The organism is Collinsella sp. HCP28S3_E9, assembly GCF_052065455.1.
Classification (GTDB): Bacteria; Actinomycetota; Coriobacteriia; order Coriobacteriales; family Coriobacteriaceae; genus Collinsella.
This window is the reverse complement of the sequence record NZ_JBQHTZ010000016.1, coordinates 16167-38103: the sequence shown is the minus strand read 5'-3', so window position 1 is coordinate 38103 and position 21937 is coordinate 16167. Positions and strand designations below refer to the sequence as shown.

The window sequence follows — 21937 nt, the reverse complement described above, 5'->3', positions numbered from 1 at the left end:
GGCTTGGAGCAGGCGCTTTACCCAAATGCAGCGAAAACGTAACGAGGGCGGCGGTTGGCAGGCGGCGGGCCGGCGGTTCTGCAGCGAAACCGCACCGTCCATAGCGAAAACCGCCACAAAGGTGCCTGGCCCCTTTGTGGTGGCCGGATCCGCAGGATGGCATGACCCGGGGCGCAAACCATCACAACATTCGACGTTATTCGGCAAAATCGCGATTTTCATCGAATGTTGTGATGTTTTTTACTGCTTTGCGGCACGATCCAAATGCCGGCGTCCAAACAGCAGCAGTGCCGCGGGAACCGCTGTCACGACCATACCCGCCCCGATGAGCGTCTGCTGCACGCCAAACGTCGCCGCCAGCCACGGGGCAATCGCCAGCGGCGCCACGCCGGCGAACATGTTGCCAAAGCCCATGACCGAGTTGACGCGACCGAGCTGTTCGAGCGGGGCCGTCGTTTGCACGATCGTGTTGTGGAGCGGGTTGACGACGCCCCAGGCCACGCCCAGGGCAATCTGGCCGACGAGAGCTACGCCCACGTACGGCGTTCCCACGTAGAGCAGGCTTCCCAGGCCCACGGACAGAAGCGCCACGAGCAGCGTCTTAAGGTTGACCAGGTGCGGCGGCAAGCGGAGCGCGACCACGGCGCCCAGCACCGCGCCCACGCCGCAGGCAGACGAGAGCCAGCCCATCCACTCGACACCGACATGCAGAACATCACGGTAGAAGAATGACTCCAGTGGATCGAAGGCGCCATAGCCAAAGTTCGAAAGGAAAATAATGCAGAACAGCAGGGCGAGGACGCTGTTGGTAAAGACTGTCTTGATGCTGGTCACGAAGGTGACGCGGGTGGATTTATTGGAGTCGGAGCTTTGATTGGCAGTACTTGCCGTTGTGCTGCTATCCGCGGGAGCACTTTCGCGCGCGGCGACGCGACCTGCTTGCGGCCTAAAGCCCCAACCGGCGACGAGCGCCAGTACGGTAAAGATCATCATGAGCAAAAACACCGCGTGTGACGATGCAGCCGCCGCGACAAAGCCGCCCAGTGTGGGGCCGACGATAATGCTCACGTTGGAGAGCATGGCGATGGCGGAGTTGATGTCTTTGAGCTCGACGGGGTCGTCGGTGAGATACGCCGGATAGGACGTGGCGACGGGCTGGGCGAATCCTATCACAAAGCCCAGGAGCACCGCGCCGGCAAGGACTGTTCCGGTCGCGCTGCCACAGGCGAGGATTGCCGCGCCGGTTGCCAACGTGCCGAAGATACTCGCCCGGAAATGCCGCCACGGACCCCAAGCGTCAAGCGCCGCTCCACCCGCAAAGGATCCCAGGATCACGAAGACGTTCATAAACAGGACGGCCAGCGATGTCGCAACGACCGAAGCGCCGTCCGCATAGGTGAGTGTTCCGATAACACCGATAAAGTAGCTGGTCTGAAAGCCGGTATATATGAGGAAGCGCATTGCCACCAGGTGCTTAGCCTGCGCGGACAACGAAGGGCGAGGTTTTGAGAGAAGAGATACGAGCACGGAGACTCCTCGTTTCATACGAATACGGGCGGTGGACATTCGTCGCCGTCTGTCAAATCAATCTATCCGCATGAAACATTAAGGACGCATCAGGACCCTTCTCTCCGTTTTTCGCCCGTCATGAACTACTTGGTAGATTGTAAGGCATGTCACAAAAATCTACCAAAGCAAAAACCACCACAAAGATGCCTGGCCCCTCTGTGGTGGAAATGACGTTTGCCCAGATAAAACCTGCCAAAATAAACCTGTCCCTTTTTGGCAGGTTCAGCGCCAAGCCTTAAAGGTGGTCTTGGATAAGGTCGCAGATGGCGCGGGCGTCGTTGATGTTGATGGCTCGGGTCGCAAAGCCTGCGTCGAAGGCCTGACGTGCCAGGGCTTCGTTGCAGGCAAGGGCCAGCGTGCGGCCGTCGACCAGGTCGAGCGAGCTCTTGCCACGCAGACGGTCGACACCGGAGCGCGCGACCACGATGTTGTCGAAACCCTCGGTCTTGTAGCCCTCGATGATCACCACGTCGACATCGTTGTAACGCGACAGCAGCTCGCGCGCGGGCATCTCGTCCCCCTCGCGCGTGTCGGCGTACTCCGCCCAGCGCGTGGCGCAGATGAGGCCCACGTGCTTGGATCCGGCCTGGTGATGGCGCCAGGTATCCTTAGCGGGCACGTCGATATCAAAGCCGTGGTGCCCGTGATGCTTGAGCGAACCCACGCGCAGGCCGCGACGGGTGAGCTCGGCGATAACCTTCTCGACGAGCGTGGTCTTGCCCGAGTTTTGGTAGCCGATAAACGCGATCGCGGGGACGGCCGGTGTCGGAGCTGCGGGCGCGACGGCGACGGGTGAGCTCGCGGGTGCGGCACCGTCAGTGGCCACGGCCTCAACAGCAGCGGCCTGACGCTCTGCGCGGTCCCACACGCCCGAGCGGCCGCCCTCCTTGTGCAACAGGCGCACGTCGACGATCTCCATACCGCGATCAACCGCCTTGCACATGTCATAGATCGTTAGACACGCAGCACTCGCGCCGGTCAGGGCCTCCATCTCGATACCCGTCTTGCCCGTCACGCCGGCCGTAACCAGTACGTGAAAGCCAACCTGCCCGTCCGCGCGCGCCGGTGCCCAGCCCTCGGGCATATCCTCGGCCGGCGTCCCCGCCGGAGCGATGGGCGCAATGTCGCACTTGCTCTTGGTAATGAGCAACGGATGGCACATGGGAATGATGTCGCTCGTGCGTTTGATGGCCATGATGCCCGCCACGCGCGCGCAGGCAAGCACGTCGCCCTTTTTGGCGCGGTCCTGCAGTACCATGGCCTGTGTCTCGGGATGCATGAGGATGGTGCCCTCGGCGATGGCGATGCGATGGGTCTCGGCCTTGTCGGACACATCGACCATGCGCACCTCGCCCTTGGCGTCCACGTGCGTCAGCTCGTTGCGACGTGCGTCACGGGCGGGTTCGGTGGCCGCGCTGGAAGTCGGCTGCGCGGACGCGTCGGCGTTGCCAGCATTCGCCGCGGCCGTGGCTTTGTGGGCAGACATCGCGGCCCTGCGAGCGGCCTTGGTGGCGTCGGCGTACCTGCTCTTGGCCATATGATCATCCTCCGATTTGGGACATAAATCGTTGCGTGCCCTCAATTATCGCGTGTTCCTGCGGTTTGTGGGCCACGGCATCGTGCCAAATCGAAAGTACCTGTATATCATCACCACGGCGCAGGGCGTCGCGCACCGAATACTCGGCATCGCTAAACAGGCATGGACGCACGTTGCCATCGGCCGTCAGGCGCAGACGGTTGCAATTCGCACAAAAATGGTTGGACATGGCGCTAATAAAGCCAACCGTTCCCGCCGCGCCCGGAAAGCGCCAATAGCGCGCAGGGCCCGCGCCGGCAGGAGCGTCGTTGATGTCGAGCGGCTCGAGCTCGCCCAGCCCCGTCGCGGTGGCCCCGGCATTGATGCGCGCCCGCAGCTCGTCACTCGGCACGGTATCGCTCGCGTCCCACAGCTCGGGATTGAGCGCGGGCGCATGCGGGTCCACAGCGCAATGCGAGCTCGTGTGCTCGTCGCCGATGGGCATATATTCGATAAAGCGCAGGTGGATGGGACGGTCGAGCGTGAGCCGCGCGAGGGCCGCCACATCCTGGTTGAGCCGGCGCACAACAACGCAGTTGACCTTAACGGGCTCAAAGCCCCAAGCCAGCGCCGCGTCGATGCCGGCCATGGTCTGCTCGAGCCGACCCAGGCGCGTGATCTTTCCAAAGAGCGTAGGGTCGAGCGTGTCGAGCGAGATGTTGACGCGGTTAAGCCCGGCATCTTTGAGCTGCGGCGCCAGCTTGGGCAGCAGGGCGCCGTTGGTGGTGAGCGAGATGTCCTCGATCTGAGGGATCGCGCGGATGTCGCGAATAAGCGGAATAATACGGCGGCTGACCAGCGGCTCGCCGCCCGTCAGGCGCACGCGGCGAATGCCCTCCCCCGCCACCAAGCGAACAAAGCGGGCGGTTTCCTCGGCGCTGAGTAACTCGTCGTGTGCACGGGGCGCCACGCCATCGGCCGGCATGCAGTAAATGCAGCGGAAATTGCACTTGTCGGTAACGGCAATGCGCAGGTAGTTGATATCGCGGCCAAAACCGTCATGCTGCACGTGCCCGTCCACGCAGCCCTCCCCTCACGCGGCGTTTTATTCTTCGAAAAACATAATACCCCACGAGAGAATCATGCCACACCCGTACGACAGGACAGGTCGCTTCGAACAAGACCGGCTTTCCAAGCCCATCCTCAACACACAAACCTTGACTCTACAATCGTTATAGGGTTTTCACTACACTGGTACGGAAACAGACCCAGCCAGAAAGCCCCACCTATGGAACACGACCTCACACGCGGCAATGTCCTTAAGACCATCGCGGTCTTTGCCCTGCCCTATATGCTCTCGTACTTTTTGCAGATGCTCTACGGCATGGCCGACCTGTACATGATGGGGCAGTTTAGCGGTGCCGCCGGCATCACCGCCGTGGGCAATGGTGCGCAGACGCTCTATATCATTACCGTGACGCTCGTGGGTCTGGCCATGGGAACGACGGTTATCGTCGGCCACGCCGTGGGCTCGCGCCGCTTCGATCGCGCCGAGACCGCCATCGGCAACACCATCACGCTGTTTATGGGTGTCTCGGTAGTGCTGGCAGCCATCCTGCTCGCACTGTGCCCGCAGATCGTGGCACTTATTGGCACGCCAGCCGAGGCAGTCGAAGGAACCGCCGCCTACCTGCGCATCTGCTTTGTCGGCATCCCGTTTATCGCCGCATACAACATTCTCTCGGCCATCTTTCGCGGCCTGGGCGATTCGCGCTCGCCCATGTACGTGATTGGCGTGGCGTGCATCATCAACATCGCACTCGATTTTCTGTTTATCGGCCACATGGGACTCGGCCCCGTGGGCGCGGCGCTCGGCACGGTAACCGCCCAGACGGCAAGCGTTGCCCTCGCGCTCGTGTGGCTTAAGAGCCGCCGCACGAACATCCATGTTAAGCGCAGCGACCTGCGCCCCCAGCCCGAGGTGCTCGGCGGCATCCTTAAGATCGGCGTGCCCGTGGCCGTACAGGACGGCTGCATCCAGGTGGCGTTTATGTTTATCACCGTCATCGCCAACCATCGCGGCCTGGTCGACGCCGCCGCCGTGGGCCTGGTCGAAAAGATGATCAGCTTTTTGTTCATTGTACCGAGTTCCATGGGCGCCACCGTCAGCGCACTCACGGCGCAAAACGCCGGCGCGGGCAAGGGCGACCGTGCGCGTCAGGTGCTCAAAGACGCCATGACCATCTCGGTGGTGTACGGCTGCCTGATCACGGTGCTGATGTGGCTGGTGGCGCCGGCGTTTATCGGCTTTTTCGCCAAAGACCCCGCGGTGGTCGCGGCCGGCACCGGCTATATGCGCAGCTACATTTTCGATGCAATCTTTGCCGGTATCCACATTTGCTTTAGCGGATTTTTCGCTGCATATGGCAAGAGCTACATCGGCTTTGCGCACAACGTGCTTGCCGTGGCACTCATTCGCGTGCCGGGCGCGTGGCTGCTGTCGAACGCCTATTCCGACACGCTGTTTCCCATGGGCATCGCCTCGCCGTGCGGGTCGATTCTGTCGGCAGTCATCTGTGTTGTCGCGTTTACGGTGCTCAACCGGCGCGGGGCTTTTGACAAGTTAGCAGCGTAGCGGGGCAATGCGAAATCGCCCTCATTGACGACATCATCAGCGACGACCCCGCGACCTACGTGACGCAGATCACGATGCCGGTTTCCCCAACAAAGTAAGAACCGCCCGGAAGGCATCGCGCTTTCGGGCGGTTCTTCAATTTGACTATTGATGCCTTAAGCCTGGGGCACCTCACCGGTAGCCAAGATCTGCTCGAGTGCGTCCTCGTCCAGCACGGGTACGCCCAGCTGCTCGGCCTTGGTAAGCTTGGAACCCGCTTTGGGACCGGCAACCAGATAGCTCGTCTTCTTTGATACGCTGCCCGAGACCTTGGCGCCGAGCACCTTGAGCGCCGCGCCCGCCTCGTCGCGCGTGCGGTTGACGAGCGTGCCGGTGAGCACGAAGGTCAGACCCGCGAGCGGCTGTGCGTCGGCGAGCTCGCCTGCCACGCCAGCGTCGGCTGCGGCTTGCGCGTGCGCGGCGCCCAAATCGACCTCGAGCAAAAAGCCCGCCTGGCGCAGACGTTCCAGGACGGCAAGGTTCTCGGGCACGGCCAGGAACTGCTTGACGCTCGCCGCAATCTTGGGGCCGATGCCCTCGCACTCGGCGATGTCCTCTTCGCTCGCCAAGATAAGCTTGTCAATCGACAGGAATCGCCCGGCGATGACCTCGCCCACGCTCTTGCCCACGTGACGGATGCCCAGGGCAAACAGCACGCGACCGAGCGGCTGACTCTTGGACTTGTTGAGCTCGGCGATGATTTTCTCGGCCGTCTTGAGGCCTACCGGAATGGGGTCGCCCTTCTTAACGCCCTTTTTGCTGTTGGAGCTGGCATAGGTGCGCCCCGTGTCCAGGCCTGCGATGTCGTCGACCGTGAGCTGATAGAAGTCTGCGACGTCGTGAATCAGCCCGGCGGCGATCATCTTGTCGACGATCTCGTCGCCTAGGCCATCGACGTCCATACAACCGCGGCTCACCCAGTGGAGCAGGCGCTCCTTGAGCTGTGCGGGGCAGTCGATGGACACGCAGCGGTAAGCCACCTCGCCATCCTCGTGGACCACGGGGCTACCGCACACGGGGCAGATCTCGGGCATATGCCAGTCGACCGAATCGGCCGGACGCTTGTCGAGCACCGGACCCACGACCTCGGGGATCACATCACCCGCCTTGTGCACGATGATGGTGTCGCCCTCGCGCACGTTTTTGCGGCGGATCTCGTCGATGTTGTGCAGCGTGGCGCGCGCGATGGTGGAGCCGGCAACCGTCACCGGGTCGAACTCGGCGACCGGCGTGAGCACACCGGTGCGGCCCACCTGGATGCGAATTTCGCGCAGGATGGTCTGCTTTTCCTCGGGCGGAAACTTAAAGGCAATGGCCCAGCGCGGCGCGCGGGCGGTAAAGCCTAGGTCGAGCTGCTGCTGGAAGCTGTCAACCTTTACGACCACGCCGTCGATGTCGTAATCCAGGTCGCCGCGGTGCTCGAGCGCCTGGGCACAAAACTCGTGGACCTCGGCCGGCGTGGCACAACGAGCCACGTTAGGGTTGACGCTAAAGCCGGCGCTACGCAACCAGTCCAGAAACTCGCGCTGGCTGTGGACGTGCAGCGGGTCGGTATCGGCGATGGCATAGATAAAGGTGGCCAGATCGCGGCGCGCCGTGACCTTGGGATCCTTCTGACGCAAGGATCCAGCAGCGGCGTTGCGCGGGTTGGCGAAGGGGTCGCGGCCCTCGGCATCGGCCTCTTCATTCAGGCGGACAAAGCTGCCCTTGGGCATATAGACCTCGCCGCGTACCTCGATGGTGCGCTCGCGGTCGGCGCCCATGTGAGCGAGCGCCGGCTCGGATAGGTGCATGGGCACATCCTTGATGGTACGGACATTGAGAGACACGTCCTCGCCCGTGGTGCCGTCGCCGCGCGTGGCGGCGCGCACGAAAGTGCCGTTTTGATAGGTAAGCGCGACGCCCAGGCCGTCGATCTTGAGCTCGCAGGTATAGGTGACGCTACCGGCGCCGAGCGCATCCTCGGTGCGCTGGAGCCAAGCGTCGAGCTCGTCCAGATCCATGGCATCGTCCATGGAATACATGCGCGCCATGTGCTTGACCGGCGTAAACTGCTCGCTCACGTAGCCGCCCACGCGCTGGGTATAGCTGTCGGGCGTCACCAGGTCAGGGTAGGTAGCCTCGATTTCTTGCAGTTCAACGAGCATTTTGTCAAAGGCAGCGTCCGTGATCTCGGGCGCATCGAGCATGTAGTAGCGGTAGGCGTGGTAATCGAGCTCGTGGCGCAACTCAGCCGCGCGCGCTGCCGCCTGGGCACGGGTATCGGCCGGCGCGGCGGTATCCGTGCTCGCTGGCGTTTCGGTATCGATGTCCACGCCGTCACCAAACAGGCTCGATTGCTCCATAGCGGCACTCCTTCGCTCGATTTCAAACGGATACAAGAGTACCACCGGTCGCGATGGGGCCGAATAGCAGTCTCAAACCGCACCGAATTGGCAGCGACCGGACCAGGGTTGGACAGTTAGTTCAGATTTGTATAATTACGCGCGCCGAATCGAGCTGAAATATCGGCTTTTCGCCCCAATCAATCGTTCTGAACGGCAAATTAGGTTTGCTTCCGTCTTCGAGACACCCATCTCGGCCCGTCTTTCATTTCAAAACCGCTCAAAACACGCCTCAGACCGCACCCGTTATATACAAATCTGAACTAACTGTCCAAGCCCTTCCGAACCATGCCCTTGCCATTTCTAAATGATCCGTTTTCCTCCATCCCCAACGGATCAATAAGAGAAGAGGGGCTGTCCCGCGCTGGCGGAACAGCCCCTCTGGCTTCGATATGTGCGATACAGCTCGTTAGAAACCCTGACCGTAGCCTTGCCCCTGACCCTGTTGGCCCAGCAGTTCTTCCAGGTACTGGCGCAGTTGCTCGTCGGTAATGCCGCCGTTGCCGGTGTCGGTCGCGCTGTCGTCCTGCTGCTGGTTCTGCAGCTCCTCATCAGAACCCAGCTCGACCGTGACCTTTTTCTCTTCCTTGCCGCGCACGAGCGTGATCTCGACCTTCTCGCCCACCTCGTGGCTGCGCAGCGCGATAATCAGGCCATCGGCGCTCGTAATCTCATCGTCACCCAGCTTGGTGATGACATCGCCCTCTTGGATGCCAGCCTTGGCGGCAGGACCGTCCTCGACGACACTTGCCACATACGCGCCGCTATCGGTGCCGAGATTGTTAGTGCGGGCGTTGAGCGCGTTGACGCTCGAAAGCGTGGCGCCCAGGTACGGATGAACCGGCGTCTTGCCGTCGATGATCTGGTCGGCGATGTTCTTGGCATAGTTGACCGGAATGGCAAAGCCCACGCCCGAGCTGGAGCCCGAGTAGCTCTCGATAAGAGAGTTAATACCCACGAGTTCGCCATTGTCGTTAACGAGCGCGCCGCCGGAGTTGCCCGGGTTGATGGCGGCATCGGTCTGGATCATGTTGGCGTAGATGGTGTTGCCGCTGGTAGAACTCATGGCCGTGGAGCGATACAGCGCCGACACAATGCCCGTGGAGACAGACTGCTCGTTGCCGAACGGCGAGCCGATCGCCATGACCCACTCGCCCACGTTAAGCTTGGAGGAATCACCAATCTCGATCGGCGTGAGCTTGGAGGCGTCAGCATCCTTGAGCTTGATGACGGCCAGGTCGCTCGAGGCGTCGTTGCCCACGAACTCGGCCTCGTAGGTGGTACCGTCGTCCATGGTAACCACGTACTGATCGTAACCATCGACCACATGGTTGTTGGTGAGGATGTGGCCCTCGGTATCGAGCACCACGCCCGAACCGACGCTGCCCGAACCATCCGACTCGTCGGCAGACTGCGAAAGCGAGCCATTCTGGCTACCGCTCGAAGTGGCGGTGATGGAAACGACGGAGGGCAGGGCCTTGGCAGAAACGGCCTCGGCAAGCGTGGTGTCCTCGGAGTCAATCGTAATCTTTTGCGTCGATGAACCCGAAGCACCCGCCGTCACGACATTCTTTCCGCCGCCAATGTTGAGCGTGCCACTCATAATGAGCGCGATGACCAGCAGGGCGCCGCAGGCGCAGCCGGCGAGCGCCGTAATAAAGATCGGCAGCTTTTTGGTCTTGGTCTTGACCACCGTGTGCTTGTTTACAACCTGCTGACCGCCCAGCGGCTGGCCGGTCCGTGTGTCGTAGGCCTGCACGTAGGGAATGTTGCCGTCGGCAGGCGTCGACTCCACCTGCACGCGCGGCTGCTGCTGGGTCTCGCCGGCGTTGCCCGCATCCTGGGGACGCTGGGAATCGTTCTCGCTCATAGCTGCGATCCTTTCGTCTAATAACCAAAGGCCCGCCAAACATGTGGCGGGCCATCATTGTTCACGTTGAGTTGTACCCCAATATGCGGGCGAACGTGTATGAGAACGCAATCTTTAAGGAATGCTTAAGTTCTGCTGCAAACTCGAAAGGGATCCACGCATGCGGCAAAACCACCACGAAGGCGCCTGCCCCCTTTGCGGTGAAAAGCTAGTCCTTAAACAGATAGCCCACGCCGCGGACGGTGGTAATGTGCGCCGCGATCTGCGGGCCCACCTTAGAGCGGATGCGTCGAATGTGCACGTCGACGGTGCGCGTGCCGCCGCAGTACTCAAAGCCCCACACGCGGTGCAGCAGCACCTCGCGGCTGTAGGCGCGGTTGGGGTGCGTCGCCAAAAAGCTCAGCAGCGAGTACTCCATCAGCGTCAGGTCGATGGGCTCGTCGTCGAGTGTCACCTGGTAGGTAGCCAGGTTAATCTCGAGGTTATCGATGTTGAGCACATCGTCGGCGGTGATGGTCTCCTCCTCGCCCATCAGGCGCTGCGCACGAGCCTTAAGCTCGTTGGGTGTCGCCGTGGGGCATACAAAGTCGGCATGCGCGTGATTGGGCAGGCGCAGGGTGCCGAGCGCCTCGTCGTCGACGATTACCAACATGGGAACGCCGCCGCGGTCGTCGAGCCATTTGGCAATCTGATCGATGCGGTCGCTGCGGATGCCATCGGAATCGAGGATCAGCAGGTCAAAGTCATGCGCCGCAGTCGGCGAATCGGGGGTTGCCAGGCTCACCTCGACACCCAGGGTGGTCGTCAAGCTGCGGGCAAACTCGTGGAAGCGCGTCGTGCGCGCCATGAACAGGGCACTCTTTTCGGACATATCGACCTCCAAGGAAATGAGCTCAATCGTACTGGAACGAACCAGCGCGATTAGGAGTTCGCCAGATAATGCTTGATCTCCCACTCGGTAATCGTGGACTCAAACTTATGCCACTCGTCGCGCTTCTTTTTGAGGAAGAAGCTGTGGATGTGCTCGCCGAGGGCATCCTTCATAAACTGCGAGTCCTCAAACACGTCGAGCGCCTCTTTGAGCGAGCGCGGCAGCGGCGTATAGCCGGCCTCGACCATCTGACGGTCGGTAAGCTTGAGCGTCTCGGCCGTTGCCTCGGGCGGGAGTTCCAGCTTGCGCTCGATGCCGTCCAGACCAGCCGCCAGCGTGACGACGTTGACCAAGTACGGATTGGCCATGGGATCGGGACTGCGCAGCTCGATGCGTGTGGACAGCTGCTTGCCGGGCTTGTAGACCGGGATGCGGACCATGCTCGCGCGGTTGCGCAGGCCCCACGTAGCGTACTGTGGCACGGAGTCGCCGCCCGTGGTGATGCGCTTGTACGAGTTGACCGTGGGGTTGGTGATGGCGCTGATCTCGCGCGCGTGTGCCAGAATGCCGGCCATATAGTGCTTGGCGATATCGGAGAGGTGGTACTTCTCGTCGTCCTCGCCCCAAAAGACGTTGTTGCCGTCGTGGTCGAACAGCGACTGATGCAAAAACATGGCGCTGCCGTCCTCGCCCGCCAGCGGCTTGGGCATAAAGGAGGCGTGGCAACCGCTCTCGTAGGCCTGCTGCTTAATGATGAGTTTGGCCGTGGTGATGGCGTCGGACATGCTCAGGGCCTCGGCGTGACGCAAGCTAATGCCGTGCTGCGAGCGGCCGGCGGCGTGGAAGGTGTACTCCACGGGCACGGACATCTTCTCGAGCGTGAGCACCGTATTGCGGCGCAGGTCGCGAGCGGCATCGCTCACCGAAAGGTCGAAGTAGCCCACGTTGTCGAGCGGCTCGGGGGTGTGCTCGTCGGGGAAGTAGTAATACTCCAGCGCGGCACCCACGTTGAGCAGGTAGCCGGCCTTCTCGGCCTTATAGAACATGCGGCGCAGGGCGTCGCGCGGGTCGCCGGCAAACGGCTTGCGATCGGGAGTACACACATCGCAGAACACGCGGGCGACGCCGTTATGGCTCGGGCGCCACGGCAGGATCTGGAAGGTCGAGGCGTCAGGGAACGCGAGCATGTCGGCTTCCTCGGGCGTGGCAAAGCCCTCGATGGCGGAGCCGTCAAAGCCAATACCCTCCTCAAAAGCGACCTCGAGGTCTTCGGGGCTAATGGCAAAGTTCTTGAGGCGGCCGAGAATGTCGACAAACCACAGACGCACAAAGCGGATGTCACGCTGCTCTACGGAACGGAGTACGTAATCGATGTTCTGCTGGTTCATGTCGCTCCCCTTTCTTTCGGGCGGGTTTCGACTGGTCTATATCGCAGATACTATCGCAGAAAAATGTTTCCGCAGGGTTAAAGCGTATCAAGCGCCCAAAAAACGTGCTCGAACAGGCAGTTACGAACGAGCGGCTAGCGCGAGGTCGAAGCGCGGTGTTCGATGTGGCCGGGAACCTCGATGCGTTCGGGCGCCAGCTTTGCGGCATCGCCCACGGTGGTGGTAACAACGTCGATACGCTCGGAGAGGCGATCGACCACGCGCTCGGCGATGGTGAGGGTGTCCTGCGCGGCCGTGGTGACTCCGCCAAAGAGCACATGGTTCCAGGGACAGTCGTCAAACGTCGCGATCTTGAGCCCCGCCGGCAGCGAGGGACCAAGCTGCGCCAGCGCCTCGGTAAGGCGCAGGAAAACCAGGCCGTTGACGGTAATGAGGCCGAGCTCTTTTCCTGCATAGCCGCGGATGGTCTTGTCCAGGCGGCCGACGCCCGTGGCGCCCCCGTCGGCCAGGGTGACGACCTCGCCGGAAAGGCCGCGGCGCGAAAGCTCGTCGGTAAAGGCCTCGGCGCGCTCGCGACGGACGGGGCTGTCGTCGCTTGCCTCGGTGAGCAGGCACAGGTGCTCGCTGCCAGCGGCGGTCAAGGCGTCTACCAGGCCGGCGACCAGCTCACGGTTGTTAGATGTCACCAGATCGACACCGCCGTCGGCAACGTCGCGGTCGAGCAGCACAACGGGCAGGCGTCCCGCTGCCGCGACGATCGCCTCGTCGTTACCACCGCAGGTATTGACGACCAGGCCGTCCACGCCAGCGTCGATAAGCCTGGTGAGCGACTCGGCCTCCTTGGCGGGATCGTTGCCGCTAATGGCTGTCATGAGCGAGCAGCCGCGCGCGGCGGCGCTGGCGGAAAGGCCCTCGAGCATGGCGCTAGAGAACGGGTTGGCGATGTCGGCCAAGATCACGCCGATGAGGTTGGTACGCGAGCTGCGCAGATTGCGCGCGGCGGCACGTGGGCGATAGCCGGTACGCTCGATAACCTCCGCAATGCGAGCACGGGTTTCCTCAGTCATTTGCCCGGGGCGGTTATTGAGATAGCGCGAGACCGTGGCCGGGCTCACACCCGCCTCGACGGCAATGTCCTTGATTCTCATCTGCGCCATAGCGCACCCCGTTTCCCCATTGTCGGCAGTCTGAGCCATTTTAGGCATTTTTTAAAATTCTCGGTTGCAAAACGCTGTAGGTGAGCAGCATCGTTTTTGCGTCTCGAGCAGATGCGATAATGGGCTAGATAGCCGAGTCTTTGGACAGCTCAAAATAATCGGGATGTAAGGCGATAACCGGACCTTGCTCTTCGGGCATCAGGTGCAGGTGTGTCTCGGCCAGATAGCTCGCCGCGTCGGTATCGCCCCTCTTAATGGCCTCGAGAATCCGGCGATGCTGCCGACGAATCGGCTCCCAATCTAGATCCTGCGACACCATACGCAACCAGTTGTATCGCTCAAAATGCGTATTGACGCTCTTCATCCAATCCCACAACATATGACGGCCGGCAATCTCAAAACACGTCTCATGGAACAGGTTGTCCAGGTCAAAGAAACGACGCGTTTCGCCATGGTCGAGCGACTCGGACTCGGCAAGAATCTGATCGAGCCGATGCTTTTGCTCGGGCGTGGCGACCGAGCAGCATTTAATGAGTACGCTTCGCTCGAGTTTCTCGCGCAAGAAACAGGCGTTCTCGGCGCGCTCCATGCTGATCTTAGAGACGTAGGTGCCGCTTTTGGGACGCGTTTCCACCAGCTCCTGCTCACGCAGGCGCACAAAGGACTCGCGAATGGGCGTACGCCCGATTCCCGTCTCCTTTTCCAGACCAATCGCCGAAAGGCGCGTGCCGGGCTTGAGCTCGGCATAGATGATCTTGGAGCGCAGTGCATTGTATGCCTGATCTTGCAAGCTTTGATTATGCTGGTGCTGTTCCATAAAGCCCTCGGATAAACCCTCGGTTAGTCAAATACCACCATGCAATACTATCGCATCGACACGCCCCAGCTCCCAATCAGTCTTTTTGGGACGGGGCTCTTTTAGCTACCCTAGCCCGCAGATCGGCCCCTTGCCACAAAAGTGGCCCATCTACTACGTTAACACGGATAGCCTCGGCCATACCAAAAACCGTGAAAACAAAACCGCAGGTAGGCAGCTTGTCGATTTTCGAAAAAGCCGACTATGGTTGACCCCTGCGGCTTAAACGTAGTAGATAGGCCCTTTTCGTGGCGCAGCACTACTGCACCCCAAATTGGCACCCCGAGCCTGTTATAAGTTGCTGCGAAATACGGACGGTTGATGATCAAGGCGCGCTATGCGGGTTGCTATAGCTCGAACGTCCCACGTCCGATGCACCAAAGCGTTTGCGACAGCTTCGCGAAACGCCTCGAGAGGAATTCGATCGGTTTGGACGCGCTCCATCCCTTCGATACGTTCATAACGGTAGTAGCGTGCAAACATAGCCACCGCCCTGTCCACCTGATCAATTGCGGATATATTTGTCGCCGCCTCGCGATCCAAGATCACATCCTCGGTATCACCAAAACGGACGCAGTCGATGCCCGGAAAATCATTCTTATCCGCCAAAATCGCCGCAGCGTTGGTATAGCCGTCCTTGCCGAGCAAGCGAAGCGTGCGCATAATATCCGGCGTTAGCTCAGAAATGCCGAGATGTTCAACACACTTATGCTCGAGCGTGTGAAAACTCAAGTCCTGGCGAGCCGACGTGAGCGCGTCGAACGTTACGTTGCTGCCTTCGAGCGTCAGCCTGCCATACTCAAACCGGTCGACCTCCACCGGTGCCGAATCGTTTCGCCTGTAGGCCTTCAAGATATAAGACGAAAACCGTTTGCGTACTGATTTATCCGAGACGCAAACGGTTTTCGTCTTGATTTGCGTACGGAATTAAGACGCATAATTTCGCTTTCGTATGGCTCAATACCGGACGCAGACTGTTTTCGTCTGTCAATACGTCTGCAATCCAAACGAAAAGAGCCCTGAGCTCGTATGAACTCGGGGCTCTTGATGCCGCACATGTATGAGAGGATAAATTCGATGCGTACGGGCGCTACTCCATGAAGCCGCCCTGGGATGGCGGCAACCTCGTCGTTACCCGTCTGATGGGTGTGTTCAAGGCGTCCGTTCCCCTTTTTATCGACGTAACGGGCAAAAAAGCTCGTCGAGGAGACCATCCACACGCACCACGTTGCGGCCGACGCCATCGAGGCGCACAACCCCACCGCCGCTCACGATACGATGTATCTGCACCTGGCCTACAACCGCAACATGATTGTGGAAGGCACACAGACAAAAGGCATTTAAGGCTCGGCAATGATCTTTCTTTGATAAAACGCAAGCGGCGGCCGCCCAAACACGGGACGGCCGCCGCTTGCGTTTTATCAAATGGTGCAATGGGGTCAGGTTCACATGCACCAAGTTGGTGCAAAGCAACCTGTCCCCATGCAACAAGGGGTTGACTAGAGCTCGCAGGCGACCTTGTAGCCATCGCCGATGGCGTCGCGAATGTTGCCGCACTTGTTGGCATCGCCCAGCACGTGAGTGGTAACGCCGGCTGCCGCCAGGTCGTCGGCCAGCTTGGTATTGGGACGATAGCCCATAGCAAGCACCAGCGTATCGGCACCGGCGATGGTGTGGATCTCGCCATCCTTCTCGTAGCTGATAGTGTCCTCGGTAATCTCGGTCACCTTGGCCTCGGTCAGCACGTGAACGCCCTTTGAGAGCATGCGCGTGATGAGCACCGCGCGACCAGCACCACCCTCGTTGGCGGCGAGCGTCTTGGTCATCTCGATGACGGTGACGTCGCGGTTGGCCGGCGACAGGTCGTTGACCAATGGGGCCAGGTAATCGGCCGTCTCGCAGCCAACGGTGCCGCCACCCACGATGACGATCTTCTTGCCCGGGAAAGCCTTGCCGCCCAGCAGGTCGTCAGCCGTCATAACCTGCTTAAAGCCCTGCATGAAGGCCGGAGCGATAGGCTCGGCGCCATAGGCCAGGACAACCTCGTAGCCGGCGTAGTCACGCTGAATGTCCTCGGCAGTAAGCTCGGTGCCAAAGACGCACTTTACGCCGGCCTCGGCCAGGCGACGGTACTGATACTTGATCACGCGGGTGAGTTCCTGCTTTGCCGGCGGAACGGCTGCGATGCGCATCTCGCCGCCCGGCTCGTCCTGCTTATCCACGAGCACCACGTTATGACCGCGTTTGGCGGCAATGTAGGCTGCCTCCATGCCCGCGGGACCGGCGCCCACAACCAGTACGTTCTTGGCCTCGGCGGCGGGTTCGTAGCCAGCCTCGTCGCGCTCCACGTCCGGGTTGACGGTGCAGGAGATGCGCTTGCCAAACATAATGCCGTTCAGGCAACGCAGGCAACCGATGCAGGGACGGATCTCGTCGGCGTTGCCAGCGGCTGCCTTGTTGCAGAACTCGGCATCGCACAGATTGGCGCGGCCCATCATACAGATGTCGGCCGCGCCGTCCTCGATCAGCTCCTCGGCGATCCAGGCCTCGTTAATGCGTCCGACGGTGGCGACGGGAATGTTGACGTGCTTTTTAATCTCGCGCGAGCAGGCGGCGTGCGAGGCCTGCTGCGTGCCGGCGGCGGGAATCGCGGAGCCACGCTTGATGGTGGTGCCGCCCGACACGTGAATCATGTCGACGCCGGCCTTTTCCAGGCGACGCGAGACGTAGATCATGTCGTTGAGGGTCAGGCCGCCATCGGTGTACTCATCGCCCGAGATGCGGACGTCGATGATAAAGTCCTTGCCGCAGCGCTCGCGAATCTCGGCGATGACCTCGAGCAAGAAGCGCATACGGGCGTCGAGCGAGCCGCCGTACTCGTCGGTACGCTTGTTGTAGAGCGGAGTCAAAAAGCCGCCGAGCATGCCGTGGGCGTGTGCCGCATGGACCTCGACGCCATCGACACCGGCCCTCTGCATACGTACGGCAGCGTCGCCAAACTGATGCGTGAGCTCGTGAATCTCATCGACCGTGATAGGGCGCGGTGCCTCGCGGGCATAGGACGGGCCCACAAAGGACGGAGCGATCAGGCGCGGCGTACCCGGAATGTTAAAGGCCATGTAGGCGGGGTGGAAGAGCTGCGGCATGATCTTGCAGCCATACTCGTGGACGGCCGCGGCGAGCTTTTCCCAGCCGGGGATAAACGTGTCGTCGTAGCAGCACATGTCACCCGGCAGATAGGTATAGGTGGGCTCAACCGTCACGACCTCGGTAATGATGAGGCCCACGCCGCCCTTGGCACGGGCACGATAATGATCGACCAAGTCGTCGGTCACATAGCCGTGATCGGCTAGGTTGGTAGATACCGGCGGCATAAAGACGCGGTTCTTGACCTCGGTCGTACCGACCTTGATCGGGCTAAAGAGCATCGGGTAGGCACAGGACTCCATACAGGCTTCCTTTCGTTTAAGCCGCTCGGCGGCAGTTGCTAACACACCTATCGTATCAGCAACTGCCGTATCTGCAGTCATACATGCCCAAGCGCTGTTCGGCTAATGAATACCGCGGCCCAGGTCTTCGGCGATTTTGTCCACGCCCTTAAGTGCGGCGCACGTCTTTTTGTTGGAGCAATGTCCTGTGCAAACGCCACCCTGAGCACAGTCGGCGCAGGTGCCCTTGCGGTAGATGCGCACGCATACCGCGACAAACGCAATACCGATAACAGCCAGTACAACAATATCGATTGGTGCCATAGCAAGCCTCCTCTAGTTAACCACCACTTACTTTATCCTATTTTCCACCTACCAAAAAGGGACAGGTTTATTTTGGTCGGTTTTATCTGCGGAAACGCCACATCTCCCCCACCGCCAAAAAGCCCGAGTGTCGCTGGGACACCCGGGCTCGTGGAAAGGGGCTAATCCTTATTCGGACTTAAGCGGAAACTGCGGCGGAAGCAGTGTTGGTCTCGTCCTCGTCGGTCCATGCATGCGCAGGGATAGGGCGAAAGATCTGGAAGAGCATCGCAACCAGCAGAACGATGGCCACAATCGTCCAGATACCAAACTGTCCCAACACAAACAGGTTGTAGAACTGGTTGATGAACAGGCCGATCACCCAAGCGAAGGCGCACTCGTAACCGATGGCAATCGCGGTCCACTTGCCGGAGTCCATCTGGTTGCGGATAGTACCCATGGCGGCAAAACACGGAGCGCACAGCAGGTTGAACGCGCCAAAGGCAACGCAAGCGCCCATGGTGGGGAACATACCGGCAAACGCAGTCCACAGGCTCGGGTCGGTCTCGGCGGCATCAGCCACGGACAGCAGCGAGCCGGCGGTGGCGACGACGTTCTCCTTAGCCACAAGGCCAGAGACAGTCAGCGCAGTTGCCTGCCAGGTGCTAAAGCCGAGCGGAGCGAAGATCCAAGCGACCAGGTTACCGAGCATGGCAAGCACGGAGTAGTCCATGAACTCCTCGGAGATGCCGTCCATTGCAGGCAGGAAGCCAAAGGAACCGTTGTAGCTTCCAAAGTTGGAGAGGAACCAAACCACGACGGTGGATGCGAAGATGACCGTGCCGGCCTTCTTGATAAAGGCCCAGCAGCGCTCCCACACGTGCAGTGCCCAAGAGCGGATCGCCGGGAAGTGGTAGGCAGGAAGCTCCATAACGAACGGCGTCGGGCGACCGGCGAAGAGCTTGGTCTTCTTGAGCATAAGGCCCGAGGCGATGACGGCGAAGACGCCCAGGAAGTAGAAGAGCGGGCTGATCCACGCCGCGGTGGTGGAAGAATCGCCGATGATGGAACCCATGAGCAGGGCGATGATCGGCAGCTTGGCGCCACAGGGAATAAACGTGGTGGTCATGACCGTCATGCGGCGGTCCTTCTCGTTCTCGATGGTCTTGGTGGCCATGACGCCGGGGACGCCACAGCCCGAGGACACGAGCATGGGGATAAAGGACTTACCGGACAGGCCAAAGCGGCGGAACACGCGGTCCATGATAAAGGCAACGCGGGCCATATAGCCGCAATCCTCCAGGAAGGACAGCATGACGAACAGCAGGAACATCTGCGGCACAAAGCCAAAGATGGCGCCCAAACCGCCGACGATGCCGTCGCAGACCAGCGAATCGACCAGGCCGCCGTCCTCGGTGCCACCCGCCACAAGGGCATCGTGCACCACGGTGGTGATACCCGGGACATAGGGGCCGTACTGCGCCGGGTCAACCGAGTCGGCATCGTCGCCCGCAGCCTCGACGGCTGCATCGTAGGCGTCGCGGCCCTGACCGAGCACATACCAACCGTCGGTGCCAAAGAGCTGGTCGTTGGTGAAGTCGGTCACCGTGCCACCTAAGGTGGAAACGGCGATGTAGTACACGCAGAACATGATGACCACAAAGATCGGCAGGCCCAGGATACGGTTGGTAACCACACGGTCGATCTTCTCGGAGGTGCTCATCTTGGCCGGAGCCTTGGTGAGGCACTCGTCGATGATGTGCGCGATGACGCCATAGCGCTCACCGGTGATGATGGACTCGGCGTCGTCATCACAGTCCTGCTCGCACTGGGCGACCAGCTCTTCCACGCGAGCGGCCTTCTCCTTGGTGAGGTTGATGAGCTTGCAGGCGTCCGCATCACGCTCGAACAGCTTAACCGCGTAGTAGCGACGCTTGTTGGCGGGAACGCTCGCCGGCAGGTTGTTTTCGATGTGGTCCAGAACGTCCTCGATGGAGGAATCGAACTTGTGCTCCGGCACCTGGCCCTTGGAAGCAGCGGACTTCTTAACCTGCTCGAACAGTTCCTTAATACCCTTGTTCTTAAGGGCCGAAATCATCATGACCGGGCAGCCGAGCTTCTTGGAGAGCTTGTCCGTGTCGATCTTGTCGCCGTTCTTCTCGACCAAGTCGGCCATGTTAAGGGCAACGACCACGGGTAGGCCGGTCTCGATAACCTGAAGCGCCAGGTACAGGTTGCGCTCGAGGTTGGTGGCGTCGACCACCTGGACGACCACATCGGGCTCGCCGCTCATGAGGTAATCGCGCGAGCATTGCTCCTCGGGGCTGTAGGGGGAAAGCGAGTAGATGCCGGGGAGGTCCGTGATGGTAACGTTCTTGTCGCTCAGGAGCTTGGCCTCCTTTTTCTCAACCGTGACGCCGGGCCAGTTGCCAACGTAGCCGTTGGCGCCGGTGATCAGGTTGAAAAGCGTGGTCTTGCCGCAGTTGGGGTTACCCGCCAGCGCGACATGGATCTGAGAATCCGCCATTCAATCCTTCTTCCTTGTTTGCCCGCGCTGCTTTCTCCGCGCAGGATGGATAATGTGCTTCAAAGTTACTGCATTAAGTTAGAAATATCTAACTTAATCTGCAGAAATATACGTCGTGGGCCCTTACTGGACCTCGACGACGGCCGCCTCCTCCTTGCGGATGGAAAGCTCGTAGCCGCGCACGTTGATCTCGACCGGATCACCGAGCGGTGCAACCTTCACGACCTTAAACGAAGTGCCCTTGATGAGCCCCAGGTCCATAAGGTGGCGGCGAAGCGCGCCCTCACCGTGAAGCTTGACGATGGTAGAGCTCTCGCCCACCTTAACGTCACCCAACGTCTTCATCCTCTTGTCCCCCTTTCGGTTTTTATGAAATGCTGCGGATTAACCGACGGTCATGATGTGCATGGCAACCTTGGAATCGATGCCAAAGCGTGCGCCCAGCACCGTGACGATGATATTGGCGCCACTCGAGCTCACCACGTGGATCTCGCTGCCCTCGATAAAGCCGAGGTCCTTGAGACGGTGCTTTATGTCCTCATCGCCCTTTACACGAGAAACGTGCACGGTTTCGCCCGCTTTTACCATCGAAAGCGGCATGGCCGGCATCTGCGGTCCGCAAGACATGAGTGAGCTCCTAACATCGGTTCGTCCTCAACATCGACGCGATAAAAGTTAACCGCGTCTATGTTTGCTATAGTAAACTAACACGTGGTTAACTTTTTGGAAAGGGTCTCTATTCAGTTTTCGAAAAAGTTTCCCATATTAAACAAAGGCATCGCAAAGACGGTCTCTTTGCGGTGCCTTGTCATACCAATGTATGAAACAGAGGGAACTCTCCCTTTTTCACATTGTTACGCTTAGAGCGAGAGGTTTCTGATCGACGTGACGCACGAGGCCTCATCCGCGCCCGAAACATGAAAGACGACGCTCTCACCGCACTCACCATAGAGGGCCATGAGTCCCATGATATCGCGGCCATCCGTGTGGCGATCGCCGATGCTGACCGACACGTCACTACGATGTTTGGCGATAATGTCATAGAGAAGCGCAACCGGGCGGGCATGTAGTCCCAACGGATCTTTAATCGTCTTTGTAAACTCGACCATGTCCCCTCCCGCAGCATTGCACATTTGGCCGGCCAAACCCAGCCACGTGGTAGTTATTGTAGCGTTAGATGCTTGTCGAGAGCGGGACGGAAACCACATCCCACTTCGAGTGTCAACGATGGGGCACAGTTTCCGCCAGAAGGCTCAACCGGAAACTGTGCCCCATTATTTTGTCGAATTCTGGGCCGCGCTTTCCCAGAGGACCCCCTTTGGGAAAGCGCGGCCCATTCTGGACGCAGATTCCGGGACGCACTTTCCGCGACGTCCGGTCACCCTATGCCCTCG

17 protein-coding genes are annotated in these 21937 nt (G+C 60.3%); 1 reads left to right on the top strand and 16 read right to left on the bottom strand.

The genetic code is table 11. The annotated features are described in order from the left end of the window. Positions 1-240: 240 nt before the first annotated feature. From ACTNA2_RS08065 to moaA, 3 genes are all read right to left on the bottom strand, one after another. Positions 241-1527 (bottom strand): MFS transporter, encoded by a 1287-nt coding sequence (locus tag ACTNA2_RS08065; RefSeq protein WP_441049157.1) that lies wholly within the window; start codon positions 1525-1527, stop codon positions 241-243. Between the two features lie 277 nt (positions 1528-1804). Further along, complete coding sequence (gene mobB, locus ACTNA2_RS08060) at positions 1805-3106, bottom strand: molybdopterin-guanine dinucleotide biosynthesis protein B (RefSeq protein WP_441049155.1); 1302 nt, start codon at positions 3104-3106, stop codon at positions 1805-1807. A 4-nt stretch (positions 3107-3110) separates the two neighbouring features. Continuing rightward, positions 3111-4166 carry a GTP 3',8-cyclase MoaA gene (gene moaA, locus ACTNA2_RS08055; RefSeq protein ID WP_441049153.1) on the bottom strand — a complete coding sequence of 352 codons (1056 nt, stop codon included), beginning with the start codon at positions 4164-4166 and terminating at the stop codon, positions 3111-3113. 207 nt (positions 4167-4373) lie between these two features. On the opposite strand from moaA, the gene ACTNA2_RS08050 reads away from it, so the two are divergent. Beyond that, complete coding sequence (locus ACTNA2_RS08050) at positions 4374-5720, top strand: MATE family efflux transporter (RefSeq protein WP_441049152.1); 1347 nt, start codon at positions 4374-4376, stop codon at positions 5718-5720. A 155-nt stretch (positions 5721-5875) separates the two neighbouring features. On the opposite strand, the gene ligA is transcribed toward ACTNA2_RS08050, so the two are convergent. The 13 genes from ligA to ACTNA2_RS07985 form a co-directional block, all read right to left on the bottom strand. Further along, positions 5876-8104, bottom strand: a complete 2229-nt coding sequence (gene ligA, locus ACTNA2_RS08045; protein WP_441049150.1) for an NAD-dependent DNA ligase LigA — start codon at positions 8102-8104, stop codon at positions 5876-5878. Positions 8105-8552: 448 nt separating this feature from the next. Then, positions 8553-10013, bottom strand: a complete 1461-nt coding sequence (locus tag ACTNA2_RS08040; protein WP_441049148.1) for a S1C family serine protease — start codon at positions 10011-10013, stop codon at positions 8553-8555. Between the two features lie 208 nt (positions 10014-10221). Next, positions 10222-10884, bottom strand: a complete 663-nt coding sequence (locus ACTNA2_RS08035; protein ID WP_427728642.1) for a response regulator transcription factor — start codon at positions 10882-10884, stop codon at positions 10222-10224. Between the two features lie 50 nt (positions 10885-10934). After that, positions 10935-12272: a glutamine synthetase family protein gene (locus ACTNA2_RS08030; protein WP_441049146.1), complete on the bottom strand. Its 1338-nt coding sequence runs from the start codon at positions 12270-12272 to the stop codon at positions 10935-10937. 134 nt (positions 12273-12406) lie between these two features. Continuing rightward, positions 12407-13429 (bottom strand): LacI family DNA-binding transcriptional regulator, encoded by a 1023-nt coding sequence (locus ACTNA2_RS08025; protein ID WP_441049144.1) that lies wholly within the window; start codon positions 13427-13429, stop codon positions 12407-12409. A 124-nt stretch (positions 13430-13553) separates the two neighbouring features. Continuing rightward, positions 13554-14246: a GntR family transcriptional regulator gene (locus tag ACTNA2_RS08020; protein ID WP_427719797.1), complete on the bottom strand. Its 693-nt coding sequence runs from the start codon at positions 14244-14246 to the stop codon at positions 13554-13556. Between the two features lie 330 nt (positions 14247-14576). After that, on the bottom strand, positions 14577-15104 hold the full coding sequence (locus ACTNA2_RS08015; RefSeq protein ID WP_441049142.1) for a hypothetical protein: 528 nt from the start codon (positions 15102-15104) through the stop codon (positions 14577-14579). Positions 15105-15784: 680 nt separating this feature from the next. Then, entirely contained in the window at positions 15785-17734 is a 1950-nt protein-coding gene (locus ACTNA2_RS08010) for an FAD-dependent oxidoreductase (RefSeq protein ID WP_441049140.1), read from the bottom strand. Between the two features lie 102 nt (positions 17735-17836). Next, positions 17837-18037 (bottom strand): hypothetical protein, encoded by a 201-nt coding sequence (locus ACTNA2_RS08005; RefSeq protein ID WP_117634210.1) that lies wholly within the window; start codon positions 18035-18037, stop codon positions 17837-17839. Between the two features lie 178 nt (positions 18038-18215). Continuing rightward, complete coding sequence (gene feoB / locus ACTNA2_RS08000) at positions 18216-20543, bottom strand: ferrous iron transporter B (RefSeq protein WP_441049139.1); 2328 nt, start codon at positions 20541-20543, stop codon at positions 18216-18218. A gap of 123 nt (positions 20544-20666) precedes the next feature. Next, positions 20667-20888, bottom strand: a complete 222-nt coding sequence (locus ACTNA2_RS07995; RefSeq protein ID WP_006234774.1) for a FeoA family protein — start codon at positions 20886-20888, stop codon at positions 20667-20669. Positions 20889-20927: 39 nt separating this feature from the next. Next, positions 20928-21170 (bottom strand): FeoA family protein, encoded by a 243-nt coding sequence (locus ACTNA2_RS07990; protein ID WP_229770688.1) that lies wholly within the window; start codon positions 21168-21170, stop codon positions 20928-20930. A gap of 233 nt (positions 21171-21403) precedes the next feature. Continuing rightward, a complete protein-coding gene (locus ACTNA2_RS07985) occupies positions 21404-21652 on the bottom strand; it encodes an HPr family phosphocarrier protein (protein WP_441032208.1) in 249 nt (82 codons plus the stop codon). Positions 21653-21937 lie beyond the last annotated feature (285 nt).

What these genes read in the sequence shown, in the direction of transcription:
- ACTNA2_RS08025 (WP_441049144.1), bottom strand. Translation starts at nt 13,429, where the DNA reads ATGGCGCAGATGAGAATCAAGGACATTGCCGTCGAGGCGGGTGTGAGC.
- ACTNA2_RS07985 (WP_441032208.1), bottom strand. Translation starts at nt 21,652, where the DNA reads ATGGTCGAGTTTACAAAGACGATTAAAGATCCGTTGGGACTACATGCC.
- ACTNA2_RS08020 (WP_427719797.1), bottom strand. Translation starts at nt 14,246, where the DNA reads ATGGAACAGCACCAGCATAATCAAAGCTTGCAAGATCAGGCATACAAT.
- mobB (WP_441049155.1), bottom strand. Translation starts at nt 3,106, where the DNA reads ATGGCCAAGAGCAGGTACGCCGACGCCACCAAGGCCGCTCGCAGGGCC.
- ACTNA2_RS08030 (WP_441049146.1), bottom strand. Translation starts at nt 12,272, where the DNA reads ATGAACCAGCAGAACATCGATTACGTACTCCGTTCCGTAGAGCAGCGT.
- ACTNA2_RS08040 (WP_441049148.1), bottom strand. Translation starts at nt 10,013, where the DNA reads ATGAGCGAGAACGATTCCCAGCGTCCCCAGGATGCGGGCAACGCCGGC.
- ACTNA2_RS07990 (WP_229770688.1), bottom strand. Translation starts at nt 21,170, where the DNA reads ATGTCTTGCGGACCGCAGATGCCGGCCATGCCGCTTTCGATGGTAAAA.
- ACTNA2_RS08005 (WP_117634210.1), bottom strand. Translation starts at nt 18,037, where the DNA reads ATGGCACCAATCGATATTGTTGTACTGGCTGTTATCGGTATTGCGTTT.
- ACTNA2_RS08035 (WP_427728642.1), bottom strand. Translation starts at nt 10,884, where the DNA reads ATGTCCGAAAAGAGTGCCCTGTTCATGGCGCGCACGACGCGCTTCCAC.
- ACTNA2_RS07995 (WP_006234774.1), bottom strand. Translation starts at nt 20,888, where the DNA reads ATGAAGACGTTGGGTGACGTTAAGGTGGGCGAGAGCTCTACCATCGTC.
- ACTNA2_RS08010 (WP_441049140.1), bottom strand. Translation starts at nt 17,734, where the DNA reads ATGGAGTCCTGTGCCTACCCGATGCTCTTTAGCCCGATCAAGGTCGGT.
- ligA (WP_441049150.1), bottom strand. Translation starts at nt 8,104, where the DNA reads ATGGAGCAATCGAGCCTGTTTGGTGACGGCGTGGACATCGATACCGAA.
- ACTNA2_RS08050 (WP_441049152.1), top strand. Translation starts at nt 4,374, where the DNA reads ATGGAACACGACCTCACACGCGGCAATGTCCTTAAGACCATCGCGGTC.
- feoB (WP_441049139.1), bottom strand. Translation starts at nt 20,543, where the DNA reads ATGGCGGATTCTCAGATCCATGTCGCGCTGGCGGGTAACCCCAACTGC.